At 71.0% G+C, this 18,433-nt stretch carries 18 protein-coding genes and 1 pseudogene; 8 read left to right on the top strand and 11 right to left on the bottom strand.

Going from position 1 to position 18,433, the window contains the following annotated elements:
• Positions 1-30: 30 nt before the first annotated feature.
• The 7 genes and pseudogenes from ABNG04_RS04930 to ABNG04_RS04900 all read right to left on the bottom strand — a co-directional run.
• A pseudogene (locus tag ABNG04_RS04930) lies at positions 31-925 on the bottom strand (FAD-binding domain-containing protein); the annotation flags it as partial.
• 194 nt (positions 926-1,119) lie between these two features.
• Positions 1,120-1,992 (bottom strand): sulfurtransferase, encoded by an 873-nt coding sequence (locus tag ABNG04_RS04925; protein ID WP_371160530.1) that lies wholly within the window; start codon positions 1,990-1,992, stop codon positions 1,120-1,122.
• Positions 1,993-2,131: 139 nt separating this feature from the next.
• Entirely contained in the window at positions 2,132-2,554 is a 423-nt protein-coding gene (locus ABNG04_RS04920) for a universal stress protein (RefSeq protein WP_371160529.1), read from the bottom strand.
• A gap of 68 nt (positions 2,555-2,622) precedes the next feature.
• Positions 2,623-3,612, bottom strand: a complete 990-nt coding sequence (locus ABNG04_RS04915) for a Gfo/Idh/MocA family protein (RefSeq protein ID WP_371160527.1) — start codon at positions 3,610-3,612, stop codon at positions 2,623-2,625.
• Positions 3,613-3,697: 85 nt separating this feature from the next.
• Positions 3,698-4,249, bottom strand: a complete 552-nt coding sequence (locus ABNG04_RS04910) for a GNAT family N-acetyltransferase (protein WP_371160526.1) — start codon at positions 4,247-4,249, stop codon at positions 3,698-3,700.
• The gene (locus ABNG04_RS04905) at positions 4,246-5,571 is read right to left on the bottom strand and encodes an ornithine cyclodeaminase, nickel-pincer nucleotide-dependent (protein WP_371160524.1); all 1,326 of its coding nucleotides are present in this window, start codon (positions 5,569-5,571) and stop codon (positions 4,246-4,248) included. Before ABNG04_RS04905 ends, ABNG04_RS04910 begins: the two co-directional genes overlap by 4 nt.
• A gap of 92 nt (positions 5,572-5,663) precedes the next feature.
• Positions 5,664-7,565, bottom strand: coding sequence for a site-2 protease family protein (locus tag ABNG04_RS04900; RefSeq protein ID WP_371160522.1), 1,902 nt, complete (start codon positions 7,563-7,565; stop codon positions 5,664-5,666).
• Positions 7,566-7,700: 135 nt separating this feature from the next.
• On the opposite strand from ABNG04_RS04900, the gene ABNG04_RS04895 reads away from it, so the two are divergent.
• Both ABNG04_RS04895 and ABNG04_RS04890 read left to right on the top strand, forming a co-directional pair.
• Complete coding sequence (locus tag ABNG04_RS04895) at positions 7,701-8,165, top strand: DoxX family protein (RefSeq protein WP_371160520.1); 465 nt, start codon at positions 7,701-7,703, stop codon at positions 8,163-8,165.
• Positions 8,166-8,231: 66 nt separating this feature from the next.
• On the top strand, positions 8,232-8,471 hold the full coding sequence (locus ABNG04_RS04890) for a DUF8024 family protein (protein ID WP_371160519.1): 240 nt from the start codon (positions 8,232-8,234) through the stop codon (positions 8,469-8,471).
• 45 nt (positions 8,472-8,516) lie between these two features.
• On the opposite strand, the gene ABNG04_RS04885 is transcribed toward ABNG04_RS04890, so the two are convergent.
• The 3 genes from ABNG04_RS04885 to ABNG04_RS04875 all read right to left on the bottom strand — a co-directional run bounded on the left by ABNG04_RS04885 (position 8,517) and on the right by ABNG04_RS04875 (position 12,136).
• Positions 8,517-10,202 carry a methyl-accepting chemotaxis protein gene (locus tag ABNG04_RS04885; protein ID WP_371160764.1) on the bottom strand — a complete coding sequence of 562 codons (1,686 nt, stop codon included), beginning with the start codon at positions 10,200-10,202 and terminating at the stop codon, positions 8,517-8,519.
• A gap of 192 nt (positions 10,203-10,394) precedes the next feature.
• On the bottom strand, positions 10,395-11,378 hold the full coding sequence (locus tag ABNG04_RS04880) for a 5,10-methylenetetrahydromethanopterin reductase (protein WP_371160518.1): 984 nt from the start codon (positions 11,376-11,378) through the stop codon (positions 10,395-10,397).
• Positions 11,379-11,380: 2 nt separating this feature from the next.
• Positions 11,381-12,136 carry a coenzyme F420-0:L-glutamate ligase gene (locus tag ABNG04_RS04875; RefSeq protein ID WP_371160517.1) on the bottom strand — a complete coding sequence of 252 codons (756 nt, stop codon included), beginning with the start codon at positions 12,134-12,136 and terminating at the stop codon, positions 11,381-11,383.
• A gap of 443 nt (positions 12,137-12,579) precedes the next feature.
• On the opposite strand from ABNG04_RS04875, the gene ABNG04_RS04870 reads away from it, so the two are divergent.
• Entirely contained in the window at positions 12,580-13,083 is a 504-nt protein-coding gene (locus ABNG04_RS04870) for a DUF367 family protein (protein ID WP_371160515.1), read from the top strand.
• Positions 13,084-13,180: 97 nt separating this feature from the next.
• Positions 13,181-13,654 (top strand): redoxin domain-containing protein, encoded by a 474-nt coding sequence (locus tag ABNG04_RS04865; protein ID WP_371160513.1) that lies wholly within the window; start codon positions 13,181-13,183, stop codon positions 13,652-13,654.
• A gap of 103 nt (positions 13,655-13,757) precedes the next feature.
• Here ABNG04_RS04865 and ABNG04_RS04860 read toward each other — a convergent pair whose 3' ends face one another.
• The gene (locus tag ABNG04_RS04860) at positions 13,758-14,117 is read right to left on the bottom strand and encodes a DUF5518 domain-containing protein (protein ID WP_371160511.1); all 360 of its coding nucleotides are present in this window, start codon (positions 14,115-14,117) and stop codon (positions 13,758-13,760) included.
• A 138-nt stretch (positions 14,118-14,255) separates the two neighbouring features.
• Here ABNG04_RS04860 and ABNG04_RS04855 point away from each other — a divergent pair, with 138 nt between their 5' ends.
• From ABNG04_RS04855 to ABNG04_RS04840, 4 genes are all read left to right on the top strand, one after another.
• Positions 14,256-16,685, top strand: a complete 2,430-nt coding sequence (locus ABNG04_RS04855) for a heavy metal translocating P-type ATPase (RefSeq protein WP_371160510.1) — start codon at positions 14,256-14,258, stop codon at positions 16,683-16,685.
• Between the two features lie 68 nt (positions 16,686-16,753).
• Positions 16,754-17,728: a hypothetical protein gene (locus ABNG04_RS04850; protein ID WP_371160509.1), complete on the top strand. Its 975-nt coding sequence runs from the start codon at positions 16,754-16,756 to the stop codon at positions 17,726-17,728.
• A gap of 69 nt (positions 17,729-17,797) precedes the next feature.
• Entirely contained in the window at positions 17,798-18,097 is a 300-nt protein-coding gene (locus ABNG04_RS04845; protein WP_371160507.1) for a WNWW family protein, read from the top strand.
• Between the two features lie 140 nt (positions 18,098-18,237).
• A complete protein-coding gene (locus ABNG04_RS04840; RefSeq protein WP_371160505.1) occupies positions 18,238-18,414 on the top strand; it encodes a hypothetical protein in 177 nt (58 codons plus the stop codon).
• Positions 18,415-18,433 lie beyond the last annotated feature (19 nt).

Below are 18,433 nucleotides of genomic sequence, written 5' to 3'. Positions count from 1 at the left end.
CCACTGCCGTTTCGCCTCGTCGCGTCGCATTCACCCGAACTCGTCGAGGCCGGTCTGCGAGGTCGTGTCGGCGCCGTCAGCGTGCGTCTCTGCCGGCTCGCCGTGGTCGGCCGCGATCGACCGCGCGGCCCTGAGACCTTCCGACAGCGACGCGCGATGGGCGATCGCCTCGTCGCCGAGCCGCGCCGCGGCCGCACCGTGAACCGCCCCGTAACGCTCGCGGAACTCCAACCGCGCCCGCTCGTAGTCGACGACCGGGTACGGGTAGTCCTCGCCGATGCGAACCCCGACCTCGCGCTGGACCGCGAGCGGCGCCTTCTCGGGGGCATCGAGGTGCGCGGCGGGGAGCGGGTCGAACTCCGGCACCCACCGCCCGACAAACTCGCCGTCCGGGTCCTGATCGCGGATCTGCTTGCGGGGATCGTACAAGCGCAGTCTCGGGCGGCCGACCAGTCCGCACTGCGACTGCCACTGGGTGTAGTTGATCGCGGGGTCGCCGTCGATCAGGTGCTCGTAGAAGTGGTCGGCACCGATCCGCCACGGCTACTGGAGGATGTGGAAGTAGACGCTCGCGCACAGCGCCCGCATCCGGGAGTTCAGCCATCCCGTCTCGCGCAGGCACCGCATGCTCGCGTCGACCATCGGGAACCCCGTCTCGCCGCGCTTCCACGCCGCGACGAGGTGCGGCTCGTGCTGGTCGCGGTTGAACTCCTCGTACACCGGGTTCACCGCGCGGTCGAGCCACCCCGGCCAGTCGAGCAACTTCTGCGTGTATGGGGTTCCAGAACAGCCGGGAGACGTACATCGACTTCCCGCGCCCGTCCGGCGCTCGCTCGTCGACGTGGCGGTGGACCTCGCGGACCGACAGGCAGCCGAACCGCAGGTACGCCGAGAGGCCGCTCGTCTCCTCGCGGGCGTCGAGCGGCGTCACCACGTTCAACACCGTCACCCGACAGTCGAAGCGATCGAGCGCCTCGTCGAGCGCGGCGGCGGCCAGCGGCGACCCGTCGAGCGGGACGAGCACGTGAGACATTGCCATGGCTGTTCTTGCGTCCCAGCACACATATCGACGGTGATCGCGCGCGGAACGGTCGCGATGCGCGCGACCGCGTCGGTCGCTTACTCGCCCGTCTCGATCGGCGCGCCGACGAGGTTGCCCCACTCGGTCCACGAGCCGTCGTAGTTGCGGACATCGTCGTAGCCGAGCAGCTCGTGGAGGAGGAACCACTCGATCGACGAGCGCTCGCCGACGCGGCAGTAGGTGATCGTCGACTCCTCGCCGTCGACGCCGGCGTCACTGTACAGCTCGCGGAGCTCGTCCGCGCTCTTGAACGTCCCGTCCTCGTTCAGCGTCGTGCCGATCGGGACGCTGCTCGCGCCGGGGATGTGACCGCCGCGCTGGGCGGTCTCGTTGAGCCCCTCGGGCGCGATGACCTCGCCGGAGAACTCCTCGGGCGAGCGGACGTCGACCATCGGGATCCCCTCCTCGATCGCCTTGTCGATGTCGTCTTTGTACGCGCGGACGCTCTCGAAGGGACCGCGGGCCGCGTACTCGCGGGGCGTGAAGTCGGGCTCCTCCGTGGAGAGCGGGTAGTCGTTCTCGACCCAGTATCCCTTCCCGCCGTCGATCACGCGGATGTCGTCGTGACCGTAGTACTTGTAGATCCAGTAGCCGAACAGCGCGAACCAGTTCGGCACGCGGCCGCCGCCGTACACAACGATGGTCGTGTCGGCGTCGATGCCGCCCTCGCCGTTTCGCTCGGCGAACGCCTCCTTCGAGACGATGTCGCGCTCCGTCTCGTCGGTGAACACCGCGTCCCACTCGAAGTTCAGCGCGCCGGGGATGTGGCCCTCCTCGTAGGGCGTGTACTCCGACTCGTCGGTGACGGTCGGGTTGTTGATCTCGACGAGCCGGTGATCGGAGTCGTCGTCCTGAAACGCGTCGAGGCGCTCTTCGACCCAGTCCGCGGTAACGAGTACGTCTTCAGACATCGTCCATGCTACGGCCCAACGCCGTTTTGAACGTCCGATAATGGCGGTTCTTTCCGGCGCCTGTGACGGGACGGCAAACGGGAGAACCCGTCGAAAACGACCGTTTTGAGGCCTGGAAGTCGTTTATTTACGCTGACAACTACCGGATCACCGTCACGGGAACGTCGGCCTTGTCGACGACGCTCTTCGCGACGCTGCCGACGACCTGCTCGCGCTCCTCGGAGAGCCCGCGGTGCCCGACGTAGATGGCGTCGACCGCCGCCTCTGTGGCGTACTCCGTGAGCGCGTCGGCCGGTCGCCCGGTGAGCAGCTGCGTCTCGACGGTGATCGGTTCGTCGACCGCCTCCTCGGCGATGGTGCGGGCGTTCGCTAAGACTCCCTGTCCGGCCTCGACGGCCGCGTCCTCGCCCGGGAGGATGATTGTCCCGTCGACGAGTTCCGAGTCCGGTGTGAGCACGTGGGCGATCTCCAGCGTCTCGTAGAACGCGACCGCCTGACGCGCCGCGTACCGGACCGCCTCGTCCCCCTCCGTCGATCCGTCGGTCGCAACGAGGTAGCTCATGCGCGGAGATGGGTCCGAGAGACACATAATTCCTGTCGGGCGTTCCCGGCCCGCGACTCCGCGGCGAGTTACCGTCCGCCGGCGTCGACTCCCGGTCGAACCGAGTCGCCCTCGGAGGCGTGAATCGCGTCGAGAACTTCCTGAACGCGCGTCGCCTCGGCGAAGGAGACGAGGTCGCCCCCGTCACCGTCGACCGCGTCGGCGAACTCGGTGAGGAGCGTCCGCACGGTGTCGCCGCGCTCGTCGACAAGTGTCGCCTCGCCCTCGCGGCCGCGGTCGCGCACGAGTCGGTACCACTCCGTCAGCGACAGCGACGCCTCGTCGCCGACGACCGTGACGCTGTTCTCCTCCTCCCCCTCGTGGTCGCACAGCAGGTCGACCGTCCCGCGGACCCCGTCGGCCCGGAACGTCCCGACCACGTCGTCCTCGTAGCGCTCGGGCCCCGAGTATCCGACGTCCGCGGAGACGGTCTCGATCGGGCCGAACAGCTCCTGGACGCCGAAGAGGAAGTGCGTCCCCACCTCGCGCAGGGGGCCGCCCTGGTCGCGCGACTCCAGCCACGACACGTCCTGCCACTCGCGGGGCCACTGCGGGAAGCGGAACCGGAGCTCCACGCGGCGCGGGTCACCGACCTCCCCCGCCTCGACCATCTCACGGAGCCGGACGAACCCGGGCGTGTAGCGGAACGGGAGGTTCACCGCCGTGACGCGGTCGGTCTCCTCGGCGAGCGCGACGAGTTCGCGGCCCGTCTCCGCGTCCGCCGCGATGGGCTTCTCGCAGATGACGTGCCTGTCGGCCGCGAGCGCGTCGGCGACCACGTCGCGGTGCGCGAGCGGCGGGACGCCGACGTAGACGGCGTCGAGGCCGTCGGTCGCGACGAGTGCCTCGTGGTCGGTCGTCGTCACGGTGCGCTCGGTACCGTGGTCGGCCGCGAGCGACGCGGCCCGGTCGGCGTCGAGGTCGCAGGCGGCCACCAGTTCGAACCGGTCGTGGTCTGCTATCGCAGCCGCGAGGCGGTTCCCGATCACGCCGCAGCCGACGATGCCGATCTGTATCACGGCAGAAGGAAGCGGACGGACGCGCTTGTAGCTTCGGGACTCGGAACGGGTCCGGGCCGCCGCAGTCCACCGCGAAACGACCGGCTCAGGCCTCGTCCAGTGGTCGCGCAACCATCTCGCCCCACGACTCGAACCCGTGGCGGTCGTAGAACGCCCTCGCGCGCTCGTTCGCGGGGTCGACGTCCAACACCAGCCGGTCGAGCGGGAGGTCCTGGTCGGCCGCGAGGTCGAGCGCGGCGCCGATCAGGTCGTCGGCGACGCCGGTGCCGCGGTGGTCGGGCGCGACGTACAGCTCGTTCAACACCGCCGCGTCCCAGATCATCGCCAGCCGCTCCGGGAGGACGAAGGCGTAGCCGACGACAGAGCCGCCGGCCGGCGCCCCCGCTCCGTCTCCATCTCCGTCTCTGTCCGTGCTCTCGTCGACCGCGACGGTCACGCATCGAGGGTCGTCGGCGACGCAGCGGTCGACCCAGTCGAGCCACCGCTCGCGGTACTCGTCGGTGAGCTTGCCCTCGTAGGCGGCCGCCTTCCCGTCGCCGCCGGTGTTCTCACCGAGGCCGCGTTCGAACGCGATCTTCGCGGCGTAGAGACCGTCGGCGTCGCGCTCCCGCTCGTAGGGGCGGAGTTCGACGGTCACGCGTCGCCCCCCGTGGAATCTCCGGGCCCGTCGGCCGTGGCGTCGTCGTCCTCTAGCACGAACTCCGCGAGCGTCGGGACGAACGTGCCGATGTCGGTGACCATCCCGATCGCCTGCGCCGAGCCGCGATCGAGGAGCTGGGTGACGGTGGCTGGGTTGATGTCGACGCAGACGGTCTTGGTCGTCGACGGGAGGCAGTTCCCGACCGCGACGGAGTGGAGCAGCGTGGCGAGCATGATCACGATGTCGGCGTCGTGGGCCTGCTCGCGGATCGCGTTCTGAGCCGCGACCGCGTCGGTGATTGTGTCCGGGAGCGGGCCGTCGTCGCGGATCGACCCCGCGAGGACCGTGTCGACATCGTGTTCGACGCACTCGTACATGACGCCCTCCGTGATGATCCCGTCCTCGACGGCGGCCCCGATCCCGCCGGCGCGGATGATCTCCGAGATGGTCCAGATGTGGTGTTTGTGCCCCTTCCGGGGGTGTTCGAGCGTCTCGACGTCCATTCCGAGCGAGGTGCCGTAGATGGAGCGCTCTAAATCGTGCGTGGCGAAGCCGTTGCCCGCGGAGAGCGCGTCGACGTAGCCCCCCGCGACGAGGTCTGCGAGCGCGTCGCCGGCGCCGGAGTGGATCACCGCGGGCCCGGCGACGATCATCACGTTGCCGCCGTCCGCCTTCACCGCGCGCAGCTCCTCGGCCACCTCGCGGATCGTCGACTCGGAGGGGCGCTCGGCGGAGACGCCGCCCTGCATGAACCCGAACGCACCGCCGCCGCTCCGCGGGCGCTCCGGCGGGTTCACCCGGATCCCGGACTGGTCGGTCGCGACGAGGTCGCCCTCCTCGATCGCGTTGAGCGTCTTCGTGTAGGCGCGTGGGGAGTTATCCGGGTCCGAGGCGTCCGCTCGGTTCCCCTCGCCGGCGTCCGCTGCCGGCTCGGGTTCAACGACCAGCGCGCAGTCCATCTCGATCCGCTCGACCTCGATCCACTCGCCGTCGTACAACACCTCGGTCGGGTGGTTCGTGGTCGAGTAGAAGTCCGGTGGGACCACCTTGTCGGCGGGCGCGGCGACGAGCTCAACCTCAGAGGGGTCTTCGAGCACCGCGCCGTTCTGGTGGAGCTCGTGGAGGATCCCCCGCAGCGTCTCGGGGTCGTCGGCGGAGACGGTCAACCGGCAGTACGACTCCTCGGTCTCGTGTTTCCCGACGTCGAACCGCTCGACGTCGAAGGAGCCGCCGAGGTCCATCACCGCGCCGAAACAGCGCTGCATCGTCCCGCTGTCGATGATGTGGCCCTCGAGTTCGACGGTCCGCGAGTGGGTCATACGGACGCGTCACGTCCGCCGGGGAAACGCGTTTCCCTCGGGGTCGCCCGGCGCTCGGACGGTCCCCGCGGCCGCAACGCGCGCTACGCCGCTCAGATCAGCCCGAGCGCGGTGAGGATCTGGTTGCCGAAGATCATCGCGATCAGCCCCGCGAGCATCACCAACCCAGAGGAGACCGTGATCGTCCGCACCGCCGCGTGCCGGTCGCTGACCGGGACCCGGCTGATCACCGCCTCGGCGGCCATCCGGAGGATGCGCCCGCCGTCGAGCGGGAACGCGGGCAGGCAGTTGAACAGCGCCAGCTGGATGTTGATCCACCCGGACCAGAAGAGGAGGTTCGCGAGCAGGAACGTCCCGCCGCCCAGCGCCGCGAGCGGTCCCTCGATCACGAAGAAGTTGGTCACCTCGCCGGTGAACCCCGCGAAGTTGAACGGGAGGCCGAAGAGGCTGCCGAGCGGGAGGATGAGCGCGACGAAGACGAGCCCGAGCGGCGACTCGGTGATCCCGCCGAGGGGGACCCCGTCCGTCGCGCCCTGTCCGCCGTCGCCGCCGAGCAGTTCGAGGTACGCGCCGGCGGGGTACTCGGTGACGCCCACGTCGTCGAGCGCGAGCCCGCTCGTGCCGGGGAAGACGCTGACGCCGATGAACCCGCCGTCGCGGTTCGGGTGCGGGTCGAGCTCCACGTCGTAGGTGTCCCGCTCGCCGTCCGCGTCGTACACCGTCACGGGGACGGTCTCGCCCGCCTCGCGCTCGCCGAGGACGGCCGAGAGCGCGTCGTTGTCGACGACGCGCTCGCCGTCGACGGAGACGATCGTCAGCGGCTCGCCGAGCGCCGCGCCCGCGTCGTGGATCGGCCCGTCCTCTTGGACGCCGACGACGTACGCGCCGATCGGCACGTCCGGGACGGTGACGGCGCCCTCGTCCGCCGTGGTCTCGACGTCGGTGGCTGTCTCGGCCCCCGGCGCGTCGCGGACCTGGTCGATGACGGTCTCGTTGCCGGTCACCGTCACCGTCGCGCGCTCGTCGCCGCCCACCGCGGCGAAGAGGTCGGACTCGGTCGCGACCGACTCGCCGTTCACGCTCGCGATCGTCACCGGCTCTGTCTCGATCATCACGCCGAGGGGGTTCCCGCCGGCGGAGCCGACCACCTGTAGCTCGCGGTCGACCGTCACCGTCTCCCTGGCGTCGCCGTCGTCGACGGTGAGCGCGACGGAGTCGCCCGCGTCGGCGAGCGCGGACTCGAACTCGCCGGCGGTCTCGATCGGCGTCCCGGCGACCTCGACGACCCGGTCGCCCTGCGAGATGTCGGCGGCGGCCGCCGGCGATCCGGGGTTCACCTCGCCGACCGCGTACCCGGCGGCGGGCGAGATTGCCCCCGCGACGGGGCCGAAGAGGAGCGCGAAGACGACGATCGTCAGCAGCGTGTTCGCGGTGACGCCGGCCGCGAACATCCGGGCGCGCGCGCCGCGGGACGCCTCTTGGGTCGCCTCCTCGTCCGGTTCGACGAACGCGCCGACCGGGAGCAGCGTGAAGAAGACGAGTCCCATCGAGTCGATGTCGATGTCCTCGACCCGGCAGAGGAGGCCGTGCGCCCCCTCGTGGATCACCATCGCGGCGGCGAGGCCGGCGACGATCTCGGGCGCGACGGACAGGGGGAGGAAGTCGTTGACCCCGGGGATGATGAGGAAGTTCTGCGGCTGCTGGATCGCGGAGGGCTGCGCATTCGTGAACGCCGACGACGCGGACGAGATGATGAGCGCGAACGACGCCACCATCGCCACTAGGGCCCCCCCGAGCCCGAGGTTGGCGACGGCGCGCCAGAACCGCTTCGGCGCCGCGAGCCGGCTCAAGAAGGCGCGCCCGCGGAGCGTCCGGAGGGTCAGTACCGGGCCGGAGACCCCGACTCCGTCCGGGAGGATCCCCCTGTTCCGCAGTCCCATCGCGACCGCGGAGTACGCGAGGACCCCCGTGAGTACCCAGAACAACGTGTTCATTGCGATGCCGTAGGGCTCGCCCGCTCGTAAGGGGTTCGATTCCGGGGACCTCGGTCGTCACCGCGGCGGGCGTCGGGACGGCTCTCGGGCGCCGAACGCCGAGGACTCATACTCCCCCCGCCCGTGTGGCGAGACATGACAGACAGAGGCCGAACCGGATCGACCAACCCGGAGAATGACGAGGCCGGCGGCTCCGACCGGTCGCTCGCGCCGCTCATGGGCGCGGTGTACGTCGTCGCCGGGACCGCTCACTTCCTCGTCCCGCAACGGTTCGCGGAGGCGGTGCCGCCGGCGTTCCCGCGCCCGGTCGGGCTCGTCTACCTCTCGGGGATCGCGGAGATCATCCTCGGGTTCGGCGTCGCAATCCCGCGGACGCGCCGCCCGTCGGCGTGGGGGATCGCCGCCCTGCTCGTGGCCGTGTTCCCGGCGAACGTCCACCTCGCCCGCCGCGAGGTGCTGGCCGACCTCGTGCCTGACCAGCTCGTCGGGCTGGCGCGGCTCGCGGCGCTGATCCGGCTCCCGTTCCAGGGCGTCCTGATCGGGTGGGCGCTGCGGTACGCGCGGGCCGACGACGCGCCGGCGGCCGATCCGGAGGCGTAGCCGCGGAGCGGGCGCGGCCCCGCCGCGAACTCAACACCCAAGTACCCCCCGGTACAAGCGTTGCTTATGATGGCGCTCATCGACTTCGTCTCGCGGCTGGTCGGCGACGTCGGCCGGTTCGTCGACATCTTCCTGAACGACCTCATCCTCGGCGCCGGCGACCCCCTGTCGGCGCTGCTCGTCCTCGTCGGACAGGTCCTGATCGTCGCGTCCGTGGCCGCGCTGGGCTACGCCGCCGTCGGCGCGCTGCTCTCCGAAATCGGCGTTGACCTCCCCGCGCTCGGCGGCCGCGGACGCTCCGAGTAACCCGCGGCGTCGACGTCGTCGGCCGCGCTCGGTCGTCCTCCCCACTCAGTCGTCGTCCGCGCCGGTCGCCGACCGCGCCCCGGCAGCAGTCCCCGGGCCGCCGACGGCGCTCGCGCTCCCGCCGTCCCGGTCCGGCACCTCGAACTCCTCCAGCCGCGCCAACAGCTCGTCGGACTGGTCGGAGAGCGTGTGAACCCGCCCCGTCACCTCCGAGACCGTCGTCGTCTGCTGATCGGCCGCGGCCGCGACCGTCTCCGCCTCGGTGGCGGTCTGCCTGCTCACGGACGCGACGCCGTCGACCATGTCGACAACCTCCTGCGTCGTGCGCGCCTGGTCGTCGGTCGCGTCGCTGATCTCTTGGACGGTCTCGTCGACCGTCGTCACGTCCTCGACGACCCCCTCGAACTCCCGCAGCGTCGACTCGATCGTCTCGACGCCGTCGGCGACCTGCGCCTCCATCGCCTCGGCGTCGGCCGCGGTCGACGCGGACGCCTCTTGGACGGCCTCGATCCGCCCGGAGATCTCCGCCGCGGACTCACGCGTCTCCTCGGCGAGCGACTTCACCTCGTCGGCGACGACGGCGAACCCGTCGCCGGAGCCGTCGGCGCGCGCCGCCTCGATCGAGGCGTTCAGCGCGAGCAGGTTGGTCTCCTCGGCGATCTCGTCGATCACGGCCGCGATCTCGTCGATCTCGCCCACGCGTTCCGCGAGGTCGGTGACCGCGTCTGCCGTCTCGCCGATCCGCGCTTCGAGCGACTCCAGCTCCGCGATCGCCTCGGCGGCCTCCTCGCGGCCGGAGCGACCGCGCTCGGCCGCGTCGCGGGCCGTCTCGGCGGCGTCGTCGGCCGAGGCGGCGATCTCCTCGACGGTCGCCGACAGCGTGTTCATCTCGCCGGCGATAGCCTCCAGCTCGTCCGTCTGCTCGGCCGCGCCGTCGGAGATCTCCTGGACCGAGCCGGCGACCTCGCCGCTCGCGTCGTCGACCTCGTCCATGCCCGCGCGCACGTCGTCCGCGGTGCCGGCCACGTCCGCGGTGAACGCGCCGACGTCGCCGAGCGTCTCGCCCAGCGTCGCGACTAGGCGATTGTAGTTGTCGACGAGCTCGGCGTACCGCCGCTCGTCGGTCGCCAGCGCGTCCTCGTCGATCGTCGCCGTGAGGTCGCCGTCTTGTGCCCGCTCCGCGGCGTCGCCGAACGCGTCGACGAGCGACTCCAGCTCGGTGGTGTAGGCCGCGAGGTTCTCGGCCATCTCGTCGAGCGACTCGCCGAAGGCGCCCGGGACCTCCTCGTCGAGCACCGGGTCGTCGAACTCCTGGGCCGCGAGCGCCTCCGACTGCGCGGAGACGGTCGTGAGGTAGCCGTGGACTTCGGCGAACCGGCCGACGAGGCTGCCGATCTCGTCGGGCTGGGTCGGGTCGAGCGCCGCCGCGGCGTCGTCTGCCGACTGGCCGTCTGCGCGGACGTCGCTCGCAGCGTCGACATCGCCCGCGGCGATCGCCTCCGCCTGCCGCTCCAGCGCCCGAATCGGACCGGCGAAGTCGCGTCGAACGATCAGTAGAGTGTTGTAGATGGCGACGACCGAGCCGAGGAACAGGACCCCGGAGACGACGTACGCCGCCGTCCCCGGGATCAGGAACTGCGTGAGGAAGATACCGACCGTGACGAGAAACTGGATACCGACCGCCGCGACGACCTTTCGTTCTATCGACTCCGAGACGCCGAGCGCGTCCATCGTCCGCCACAGGAGGGCCTCGTACCGCCCGCGGACCCCCGGGCGGCGCTGTCGTGTCGTGGACATGCCCCGACTTCGACGAGACCGGGTTATGAACCCCTCGCCGGCGTTATCAGGACCGATTCTCGATTGTCACCGGGCGAGAATCCGCAGACCGCGGGCGTGTGGGAACCGCGGGTCCGTCAACGGGCCTCAGAACAGCCCGTCGACCGCCTCGGCTGCGAGGTCGACGGCGGCCTCGAGGTCCGCCCCGAGCGGCGAGCCGACGACGAGGCCGTCGGCGTGCTCGGCGACGGCGGCGGCGCGCTCGCGGACGGTCTCGGGGGTGCCCGCCATACAGAACGCGTCGACCATCTCGGGCGTCACGCGCTCGAAGGCGGCGGAGAACTCGCCGGCCGAGACGCGGTCGCCGATCTCGCTCGCGGCCTCCGGGTCGATCCCGTGGCGCTTCAGGACCGGCGGGGCCGCGCCCGCGGCGATGAACGCGACCGGCGGCCGGGCGGCCTCGCGGGCGGCGGCCTCGTCCTCGGCGACCGACACCGCGGCGTAGGCGATCAGGTCGAACTCGCCTCGGCCGTCGGGCCGGTCGCCGAGGCCGTCGTCGACCTGTTCGCGGGCCCACGCGAGGTCCTTCGGGTGCGAGCCGTTGTACAGGAGACCGTCGGCGTGCTTCGCGGCCATCCGGCACATGTGCGGCCCCTCGCCGCCGACGTGGACCGGGATGTCCGCCCCCTGCGGCGGCTCGTAGTTGAGCCCGGCGTCCGACGCGTCGAAGGTGCCGTCGTGGTCGACGCGCTCGCCGGCCCAGAGCTGCTGCGCGGTCTTGAACGCCTCCAACACCGGCCGGAGACCGCGCTCGTCTTCGAGCCCGAGGTTCGCGAGCGTCGAGGGGTCGCCGGGGCCGAGCCCGAAGACCGCGCGACCCTCGGAGGTCTCGTCGACCGTGGCGACCTTCGAGGCGAGCGTGACGGGGTGGGTCTCGTAGGGGTTAGCGACGCCCGGGCCAAGCCGGACCGAGTCGGTGGCGGCCGCGAGCCGCGAGAGGAACGCCCACGGATCGCGATTGTTGTAGTGACACGTCGAGTAGACGACGTCGTAGCCGGCGTCCTCGGCGCGGACGCCGAGGTCGACGAGGCGAGACAGCTCGTGTTCTGGGGTGAGTTCGATTCCGAGCATGGTTACTCCTGAAAGCGCCACTCCCGCAGGGCCTGCCGGACGAAGTCGCCCTCGACCTCGCGGAAGTGATTGTCCGATCCGCCGTGGTCGCCGAACGCCCAGTCCTGGACGACGACGACCGGGGTGCCGCCCGCGCCCTCGCCGGCGACGAGGTTGGCGGCCGCGGCGAGCTCGTCGATCACGTTCTGGACGGTGACTCCCATCTCGCGGCCGTCGCGGTCGCGCTCGCCGCGCCAGTCACGGCTGGCGGGCATCCCGGCCCAGCCGATCGCGACCCCGCGCTGGCCGTGGCGGAAGGGGCGACCGCAGGTGTCGCTGACAACGACGCGGTCGGCTGCGAGCCCCTCCCGGATGCGCTGCGCGCTCTCGGAAGGGCGCTCCGGGAGCAGCAGCAGGTCGCCGTCCGGGACGTTCGAGCGGTCGATGCCGGCGTTGACGCCGACGTGCCCGAAGCGCGTCGCGGTGAGGAGGAAGGGGGCCTCCATGACCAGCTCCGTCGACTCCTCGATGACCGCCTGCGCGAAGCGGGGGTCTTTTTCCTCGCCCGCAATCTCGGCGAGCCGGTCGGCGACCTCGCGGGCCCGGGGGCTGGCCGGGAAGTCGTCGAGGTCGAAGACACGCCCCTCGGCCTTCGAGACGACCGTGCTGGCGACGACGACCACGTCGTCCTCGCGGAGGTCGACGCGCTCGTCGATCATGGCCGCGAGGTCGTCTCCCTTCCGGATCTCCGGGAGGTCCGGAACCGCGAACAGCTCCATGGATCACCCACCGGGGCGACGAGGAAAAACCCCGCCGGTACCGGGCCGGTTTGACGGTATCGGGACGGAGCGACGGAGTCGGGTTCGCGGCGGACTCCCGAATACGCAGTGCGTTCAATCAGGCATCAAAAGAGCATTTCATAAAACATTCGTCGATACAAATCACAACGATCATGAGAATACAAGGTAAGAGGGTGAGTAATAGGTATTTCAGCAAAGATTTTTTCCGTGACGAGTAAATTCTACAATATGCGATGAACGAACCGACAACCGAAGGCGAATCGGCTCCGATCAAGACGCAGACGCGCGTTTCGTCCGAGGAGGACGAACCCGACCCGATGGTGACGCAGACCCGCGCCCCGTGAGCGAGCGCGGCCGACGACCCGCCATTTTTTCTCGGCTCCGTCCGCACCGCTTATATCCGGCTCGGACAACCTCGTAGCGTGGACCTCCACGTCCGGTACGAGGGCGACGACGACCCCGACAAATGTACGGCCCGGAAGCTCTCGCGCTTCGACCTCGCGGCGCTCCACCGCTCGGACCGGGCCACGCCGTACGGGGTCGTCCTCAACCCCCACGCCGAGCGCGCACTCTCGCCCGCCGACGCCGAGCGGGCCGCCGAGACCGCGCTCGTCGCGCTCGACTGCTCGTGGGAGTCGGCCGGCGAGAAGATGTTCTCGCTCCCCGGCGACCACCGCGCGCTCCCGTACCTCGTCGCCGCCAACCCCGTGAACTTCGGCCGCCCGATGCGGCTCACGACCGTCGAGGCGTTCGCCGCGGCGCTGGTCATCCTCGGCGAGCGTGATCACGCAGAGCGCGTGCTGTCGAAGTTCACCTGGGGGGAGACGTTCCTCGAACTCAACGCGGAGCCGCTCCGGCGGTACGCCGACTGCGAGGACTCCGGCGAGGTCGTCGATATCCAGCAGGAGTACATCGACCGAGAGTAGTCGGCCGACGGTTCGGCCCGAGGCGGCGCCGAACCGATACCGGCACCGAACGGGGGCGCGACAAGCCTTTTGCGTGAATCGGTCGTATCGGAAGGCGATGGTATCCACAGGCGACGACGCACCCACGTTCACCGCGACGGTCGGCACGAGCGACCACGAGCCGTTCGACCTCGGCGAGGAGATCGGCGACGGCCCGGTCGTGCTCGCGTTCTTCCCCGGCGCGTTCACGCCGCCGTGTACGAACGAGATGGTCGCCTTCCAAGGGCGCGCCGACGCCTTCGCGGAAGCCGGCGCGACGCTGTTTGGGGTCAGCGCCGACTCGCCGTTCTCACAGGGCGCGTTCCGCGAGGAGCACGAGATCGAGTTCGACCTCGTGAGCGACATGGCCGGCGACGCGATCCGGGCGTACGACCTCGAGATCGACATCGCCGAGCTCGGCCTCCATGGCATCGCGAACCGCGCCGTGTTCGTGATCGACGACGACGGGGGGGTCGTCTTCGACTGGGTCGCCGACGATCCGACGAACGAGCCGGACTACGACGCGGTCCTCGACGCCGTCGAGAGCGCGTAAGAAGCGGCCGACCGCGGGGTAGTCCGTTCCGCCGCGTTCCCGATCTTCGTTGTATACTACGGCACGGAACCCACAGCGACGGTGTCCTTCGACCTCGGTCGCGCTACCCGAGCACGCCGCCGATCGCACCCGCGAGCGCCGAGTCGACCGCGAAGAAGAGCGTGAGGAACAGCCCGACAACGAGCACGCCGGCGCCGCCGAGCAGGCTCCCGAGCGGGCCGCCGGCCAGTCCGACGAGGCCGCCGAACGCGGCGAGCAGGAGCGTGACGACCACGCCGCTGACGGACCCCGCCAGCAGCCCGTGCCAGAAGCCGGAGAGCAGGCCGCCGCCGGCGACGTAGCCGGCGACGAACCCGCCGATGAGCCCCGCGCCGACGTGGCCCACGACGGGGACGAACGTCGCCAGCAGTCCGGCGATCAGCATCACGACAAAGCCGTAGCCGACGGCGCGCCAATCTGTCATACTCGCGGGTAGCCGGCTCGGAAATAAATACTTCCTCGTAGAGTTGTGTATTCGTGACTTCGATTTAATAATTATTCATAAATTTGCCCCGTTAAATGGTAGCTGGATTAATAACGCTCCGGGAGCGACGTTCAGTCAATGAACGAATCGAACCCGACGGCCGACCCCGACGAGTCGGACGGCACTGCGCCGACGGGGGCGCAGCTTCGCCTCGCGGTGCCCGACATGGACTGCTCGTCGTGTGCGGGGAAAGTCGAGGGGGCGCTCGACCGCGAGGGCGTCCGCTCGGTCGACACCCGGCCCACAACGGGCGTCGTGGTCCTCACGTACGACCCGGACGCGACGGACGTGGAGTCGCTGACGGCCGCCGTCGAGGGCGCGGGGTACGCGGTCGCGGACGCGGAGTCCGATGGCGTCGCCGACGACCTGTTCACGAGCCCCCGCGCGATCGCCACCGCGGTCGGCGGCGTCTTCCTCGCAGTCGGGCTCGCGCTAGAGTGGCTGCTCCCCGGGCTCGACCCGACGTTCGCAACGATCGGCGGCGTCGGCTTCCTCGGGCCCTGGGCGGTCACGGGCGCGTCCGTCGCGTACCTGCTGGCGGTCGCGGTCGCCGGGCCGCCGATCCTTCGGAACGGCGTCTACTCGCTGCGCGGGCTGAGCCTCGACATCGACCTGCTAATGAGCGTCGGCGTCGTCGCCGCGCTGCTCGTCGACCTCCCGTTCGAGGCGGCGACGCTCGCGGTGCTGTTCTCCGTCGCGGAGCTGCTCGAACGCTACTCGATCGACCGGGCGCGCACCTCGCTGCGCGAGCTGATGGAGCTGTCCCCCGACGAGGCGGTCGTGATCCGCGACGGGACTGAGGAGACCGTCCCCGCCGAGCGCGTCGCCACGGGCGAGCGACTGGCGGTGCGGCCCGGCGAGCGCGTCCCGCTCGACGGGGTGGTCCGCGAGGGCTCCAGCGCGGTCGACGAGTCGCCGATCACCGGCGAGTCCGTCCCGGCCGAGAAGGAGCCCGGCGACGAGGTGTACGCGGGCTCGATCAACGAGGCCGGCTACCTCGAGGTCGAGGCCACCGCGCCCGCGTCCGAGTCGACCATCTCGCGGGTCGTCGAGCTGGTCGAGGCGGCCAACGGCGAGGAGACGCGCGCCGAGCGGTTCGTCGACCGCTTCGCGGCCGTCTACACGCCGATCGTCGTGGTCGGCGCGGTCGCGACCGCCGCGCTCGGCCCGGTCCTCGTCGGCGGGGGCGCGGAGACGTGGTTCGTCCGCGGGCTCACGCTCCTCGTCGTCGCGTGCCCGTGCGCGTTCGTCATCTCGACGCCCGTCAGCGTCGTCTCCGGCGTCACCGCGGCCGCCCGGAACGGCGTCCTGATCAAGAGCGGCGAACACTTGGAGGCCGCCGGCGACGTCGACGCCGTCGCGCTCGACAAGACGGGGACGCTCACGCGCGGCGAGCTGTCGGTGACCGACGTCGTCCCCCTCGGCGACCGCGACCCGGCGGACGTGCTGGCGTGCGCGGCCGCCATCGAGCGCCGCAGCGAACACCCCGTCGCCGAGGCCATCGTCGCGCGCGACGCCGAGACGCGGGGCTCGGCGGCGGCAGACGACGGGTCTGACGAAACCGCCGTCACCGACTTCGAGGCGCTGACCGGCGAGGGCGTCCGCGCCGACCTCGACGGCGAGACACACTACGCCGGCAAGCCCTCGCTGTTCGCGGACCTCGGCTTCGACCTGAGCCACGCGCACGTCCGGCCGGACGGCGGCGTGGTCCGGGACCCCGAGGCAGCGGAAGGAAGCCGGTCCGGGGACACCGAGGTCACCGCGGCGGCCGAGTCCTGCGAGCACGGGCAGTACCTCGACCTGACGAGCGAGACGATCCCCCGGCTCCAGGCCGAGGGGAAGACGGTCGTCCTCGTGGGGACCGAGACGGAGCTTGAGGGCGTCGTCGCGGTCGCGGACACGGTCCGGCCGGAGGCGGCGTGGGTCGTCGACCGGCTCCACGAACTCGGGATCGACCGCGTCGCGATGCTCACCGGGGACAACGAGCGGACCGCGCGGGCTATCGGCGAGCGCGTCGGCGTCGACGAGGTCCGGGCCGAGCTGCTCCCCGACGAGAAGGTCGCGGCCGTGCGCGAGCTCGCCGCCGAGACTGAGGGGGGCGTCGCAATGATCGGCGACGGGATCAACGACGCGCCCGCCCTCGCGGCCGCGGACGTCGGGATCGCGATGGGAGCCGCCGGCACCGACACCGCCATCGAGACCGCGGACGTGGCGCTGATGGCCGACGACCTGACCCGGCTCCCGTACGTCGTCGACCTCGCCTCGCGCGCGAGTTCGACGATCCGGACGAACATCGGGGCCTCCCTCGCGGTGAAGGCGCTGCTCGCCGCCGGGGCTCCCCTCGGCTACGTGAGCGTCGCGATGGCCGTCGTCGTCGGCGACATGGGCATGAGCCTCGGCGTCACCGGGAACGCGCTCCGGCTCGGCAACGTCGAACCGACGGAGCCGCCCGAGGCGTCGACGGACGCCGACAAGCCCAGCGCGGACGCCGCCGCGTCGGATCCGTAGCCGGTCCGCCGGCGCCGGCTCCGAGCCGGCCTCACGATTTTTATCACAGCGGCAGTAACTCCGCCCGTATGCCCTCCAAGCGCGGGACTTCCTCCACTCCCGAGGAGGCGACGGAGCTCGTCGAAACCGATGAGACACCGGCCGAGCCACACGGCGACCACGGCGCTTCCGAGACCGCCCCGGAACGCGACCCGATCGAGTGGGGCCCGGTCCGCCACGAGCGACTGCGCTCGCTCACAGCCGGGGCCTCCGTCGGGATCGTCGCCGGGGTCCTCCTCGTCTTCGCCGGCGTCGCCGCCGGGGTGCTTGCGGGCCTCGCCTCGGGTGACGTCGCGATCCCGAGCGTCGGTGCCGAGGGGGTCGTCGTCGGGATGGGGCTCCTGATCGCGCTCGGGATCGCGACCGTCCCGTCGTTGTACGTCCCGTACCGCGAGGCCGCCGGGGAGTTCTCGGTCGTCCGACTTCGCGAGGCCGCGGGCACGCTCCGGCCCGGCTGGACGCTGGCCGGGCTCGGCGCGGTCGTCGCGGCCGCGGTGGCCCTTCCGGCAGACTTCCTCCCAGCCCTCTGGCCGCTGTTCTGGCTCGCCTGGCTCGTGCCGGCGGTCGCGGAGTCGTCGGGGGTCGTCGTCCGGGTCGACCCAGACGAGCGGACGGTGGCGCGGACGTACCCGTCGCGCGATCGGACCCGGAGCGACGACCTCGGGGCCGTCGTCAGGACGCGGCGGATCGACCTCCCGTGGACCACGGTGTTCCTGCTCGCGTACCGTGGGAACGACTGGTTCCGGTCGACGCCGTGGCTGTTCGTCCCCCGCGACCGGGCGGACGAGGTCCAGTCCGCGCTCGACGCGGTACTCGCGGAGAGCGACGGGCCGGACCGCGCGAGCGTCCCGGAGCGGCTCACCCTCGCGGTGCTGGGGTCGTTCTCGCTCGTCGTCGGTCTCCTCATGGCCGTCGCGGCCGGCGAGGGGGCGGGCGGGGTCGCGCTGGCGCTGCTGACCGCGCCGTTCTCGCTGCTGTTCCTCGCGCTTGCCGCGCGGTTATGACGGGGTCGCGTCACCGGACGTGCCACCCCCTACCACGCGACTCATATACCCGCGGGACCAAGGTCAGGTATGGACAGAAAGCGTCTGGAACGCGCACTCGAAGACGAGTTCGGCGGGACCGAGGCCGAGCGGCGGGCGGTCTCGCGGTCGGCCCGCGACCTCGTCGACTCCGGGCGGCCCTCCGAGGACCGCGGCCACGGACTGACGGTGTCGGGGGTGATCGGACACTTGGAGGACGCCCCGGATGGCTCGTCGATCGTCGAACGGTGGAACTGGTGGATGGGCGCGCTCGACGCCGCCTACGGCGGATACGACTACTTCAGGGTGCGCTTCGTCGAGGGCGACGAGGCGAAAGGCCTCCGTCGGTAGGACGGCGGCCGACGACCGTCCGACCCTCGCTGGGCGGCCGCAGCGATCCGGATTCCGCGCGAGCGACGCGGAACCGTCCACTTTCACTTTCACTCCGCGGATGGCTCGGTTATAGGGGCGTTCCAGACTGATCTGGTGATATGAGCGCAGCCACCGCCGACCGACCCCGATACGCGACGCCGACCCGCGTGGACGTCACCGACTGTCGAACCGACCGCCTCCCGGACCGCATTCGCGCGAACCGCGTCGACGGGAGCGAGGTCCACGTTGAACGCCGAGGCGGGCGCACGTTCCTCGTCACGCGACCGAGCGAGTGACCGTCGTTTCCGAACGGTA

This window comes from Halorubrum miltondacostae, from assembly GCF_041379815.1.
Lineage (GTDB): Archaea > Halobacteriota > Halobacteria > Halobacteriales > Haloferacaceae > Halorubrum > Halorubrum miltondacostae.
This window is presented reverse-complemented; position numbering and strand designations above follow the sequence as displayed.

Bases quoted from the DNA above. Each gene is read 5' to 3' on its own strand.
- ABNG04_RS04920 (WP_371160529.1), bottom strand. From the start codon at position 2,554: ATGAGCTACCTCGTTGCGACCGACGGATCGACGGAGGGGGACGAGGCG.
- ABNG04_RS04840 (WP_371160505.1), top strand. From the start codon at position 18,238: ATGAGCGCAGCCACCGCCGACCGACCCCGATACGCGACGCCGACCCGC.
- ABNG04_RS04860 (WP_371160511.1), bottom strand. From the start codon at position 14,117: ATGACAGATTGGCGCGCCGTCGGCTACGGCTTTGTCGTGATGCTGATC.
- ABNG04_RS04855 (WP_371160510.1), top strand. From the start codon at position 14,256: ATGAACGAATCGAACCCGACGGCCGACCCCGACGAGTCGGACGGCACT.
- ABNG04_RS04925 (WP_371160530.1), bottom strand. From the start codon at position 1,992: ATGTCTGAAGACGTACTCGTTACCGCGGACTGGGTCGAAGAGCGCCTC.
- ABNG04_RS04880 (WP_371160518.1), bottom strand. From the start codon at position 11,378: ATGCTCGGAATCGAACTCACCCCAGAACACGAGCTGTCTCGCCTCGTC.
- ABNG04_RS04885 (WP_371160764.1), bottom strand. From the start codon at position 10,202: ATGGACGCGCTCGGCGTCTCGGAGTCGATAGAACGAAAGGTCGTCGCG.
- ABNG04_RS04890 (WP_371160519.1), top strand. From the start codon at position 8,232: ATGATGGCGCTCATCGACTTCGTCTCGCGGCTGGTCGGCGACGTCGGC.
- ABNG04_RS04875 (WP_371160517.1), bottom strand. From the start codon at position 12,136: ATGGAGCTGTTCGCGGTTCCGGACCTCCCGGAGATCCGGAAGGGAGAC.
- ABNG04_RS04905 (WP_371160524.1), bottom strand. From the start codon at position 5,571: ATGACCCACTCGCGGACCGTCGAACTCGAGGGCCACATCATCGACAGC.
- ABNG04_RS04895 (WP_371160520.1), top strand. From the start codon at position 7,701: ATGACAGACAGAGGCCGAACCGGATCGACCAACCCGGAGAATGACGAG.
- ABNG04_RS04845 (WP_371160507.1), top strand. From the start codon at position 17,798: ATGGACAGAAAGCGTCTGGAACGCGCACTCGAAGACGAGTTCGGCGGG.
- ABNG04_RS04865 (WP_371160513.1), top strand. From the start codon at position 13,181: ATGGTATCCACAGGCGACGACGCACCCACGTTCACCGCGACGGTCGGC.
- ABNG04_RS04900 (WP_371160522.1), bottom strand. From the start codon at position 7,565: ATGAACACGTTGTTCTGGGTACTCACGGGGGTCCTCGCGTACTCCGCG.
- ABNG04_RS04850 (WP_371160509.1), top strand. From the start codon at position 16,754: ATGCCCTCCAAGCGCGGGACTTCCTCCACTCCCGAGGAGGCGACGGAG.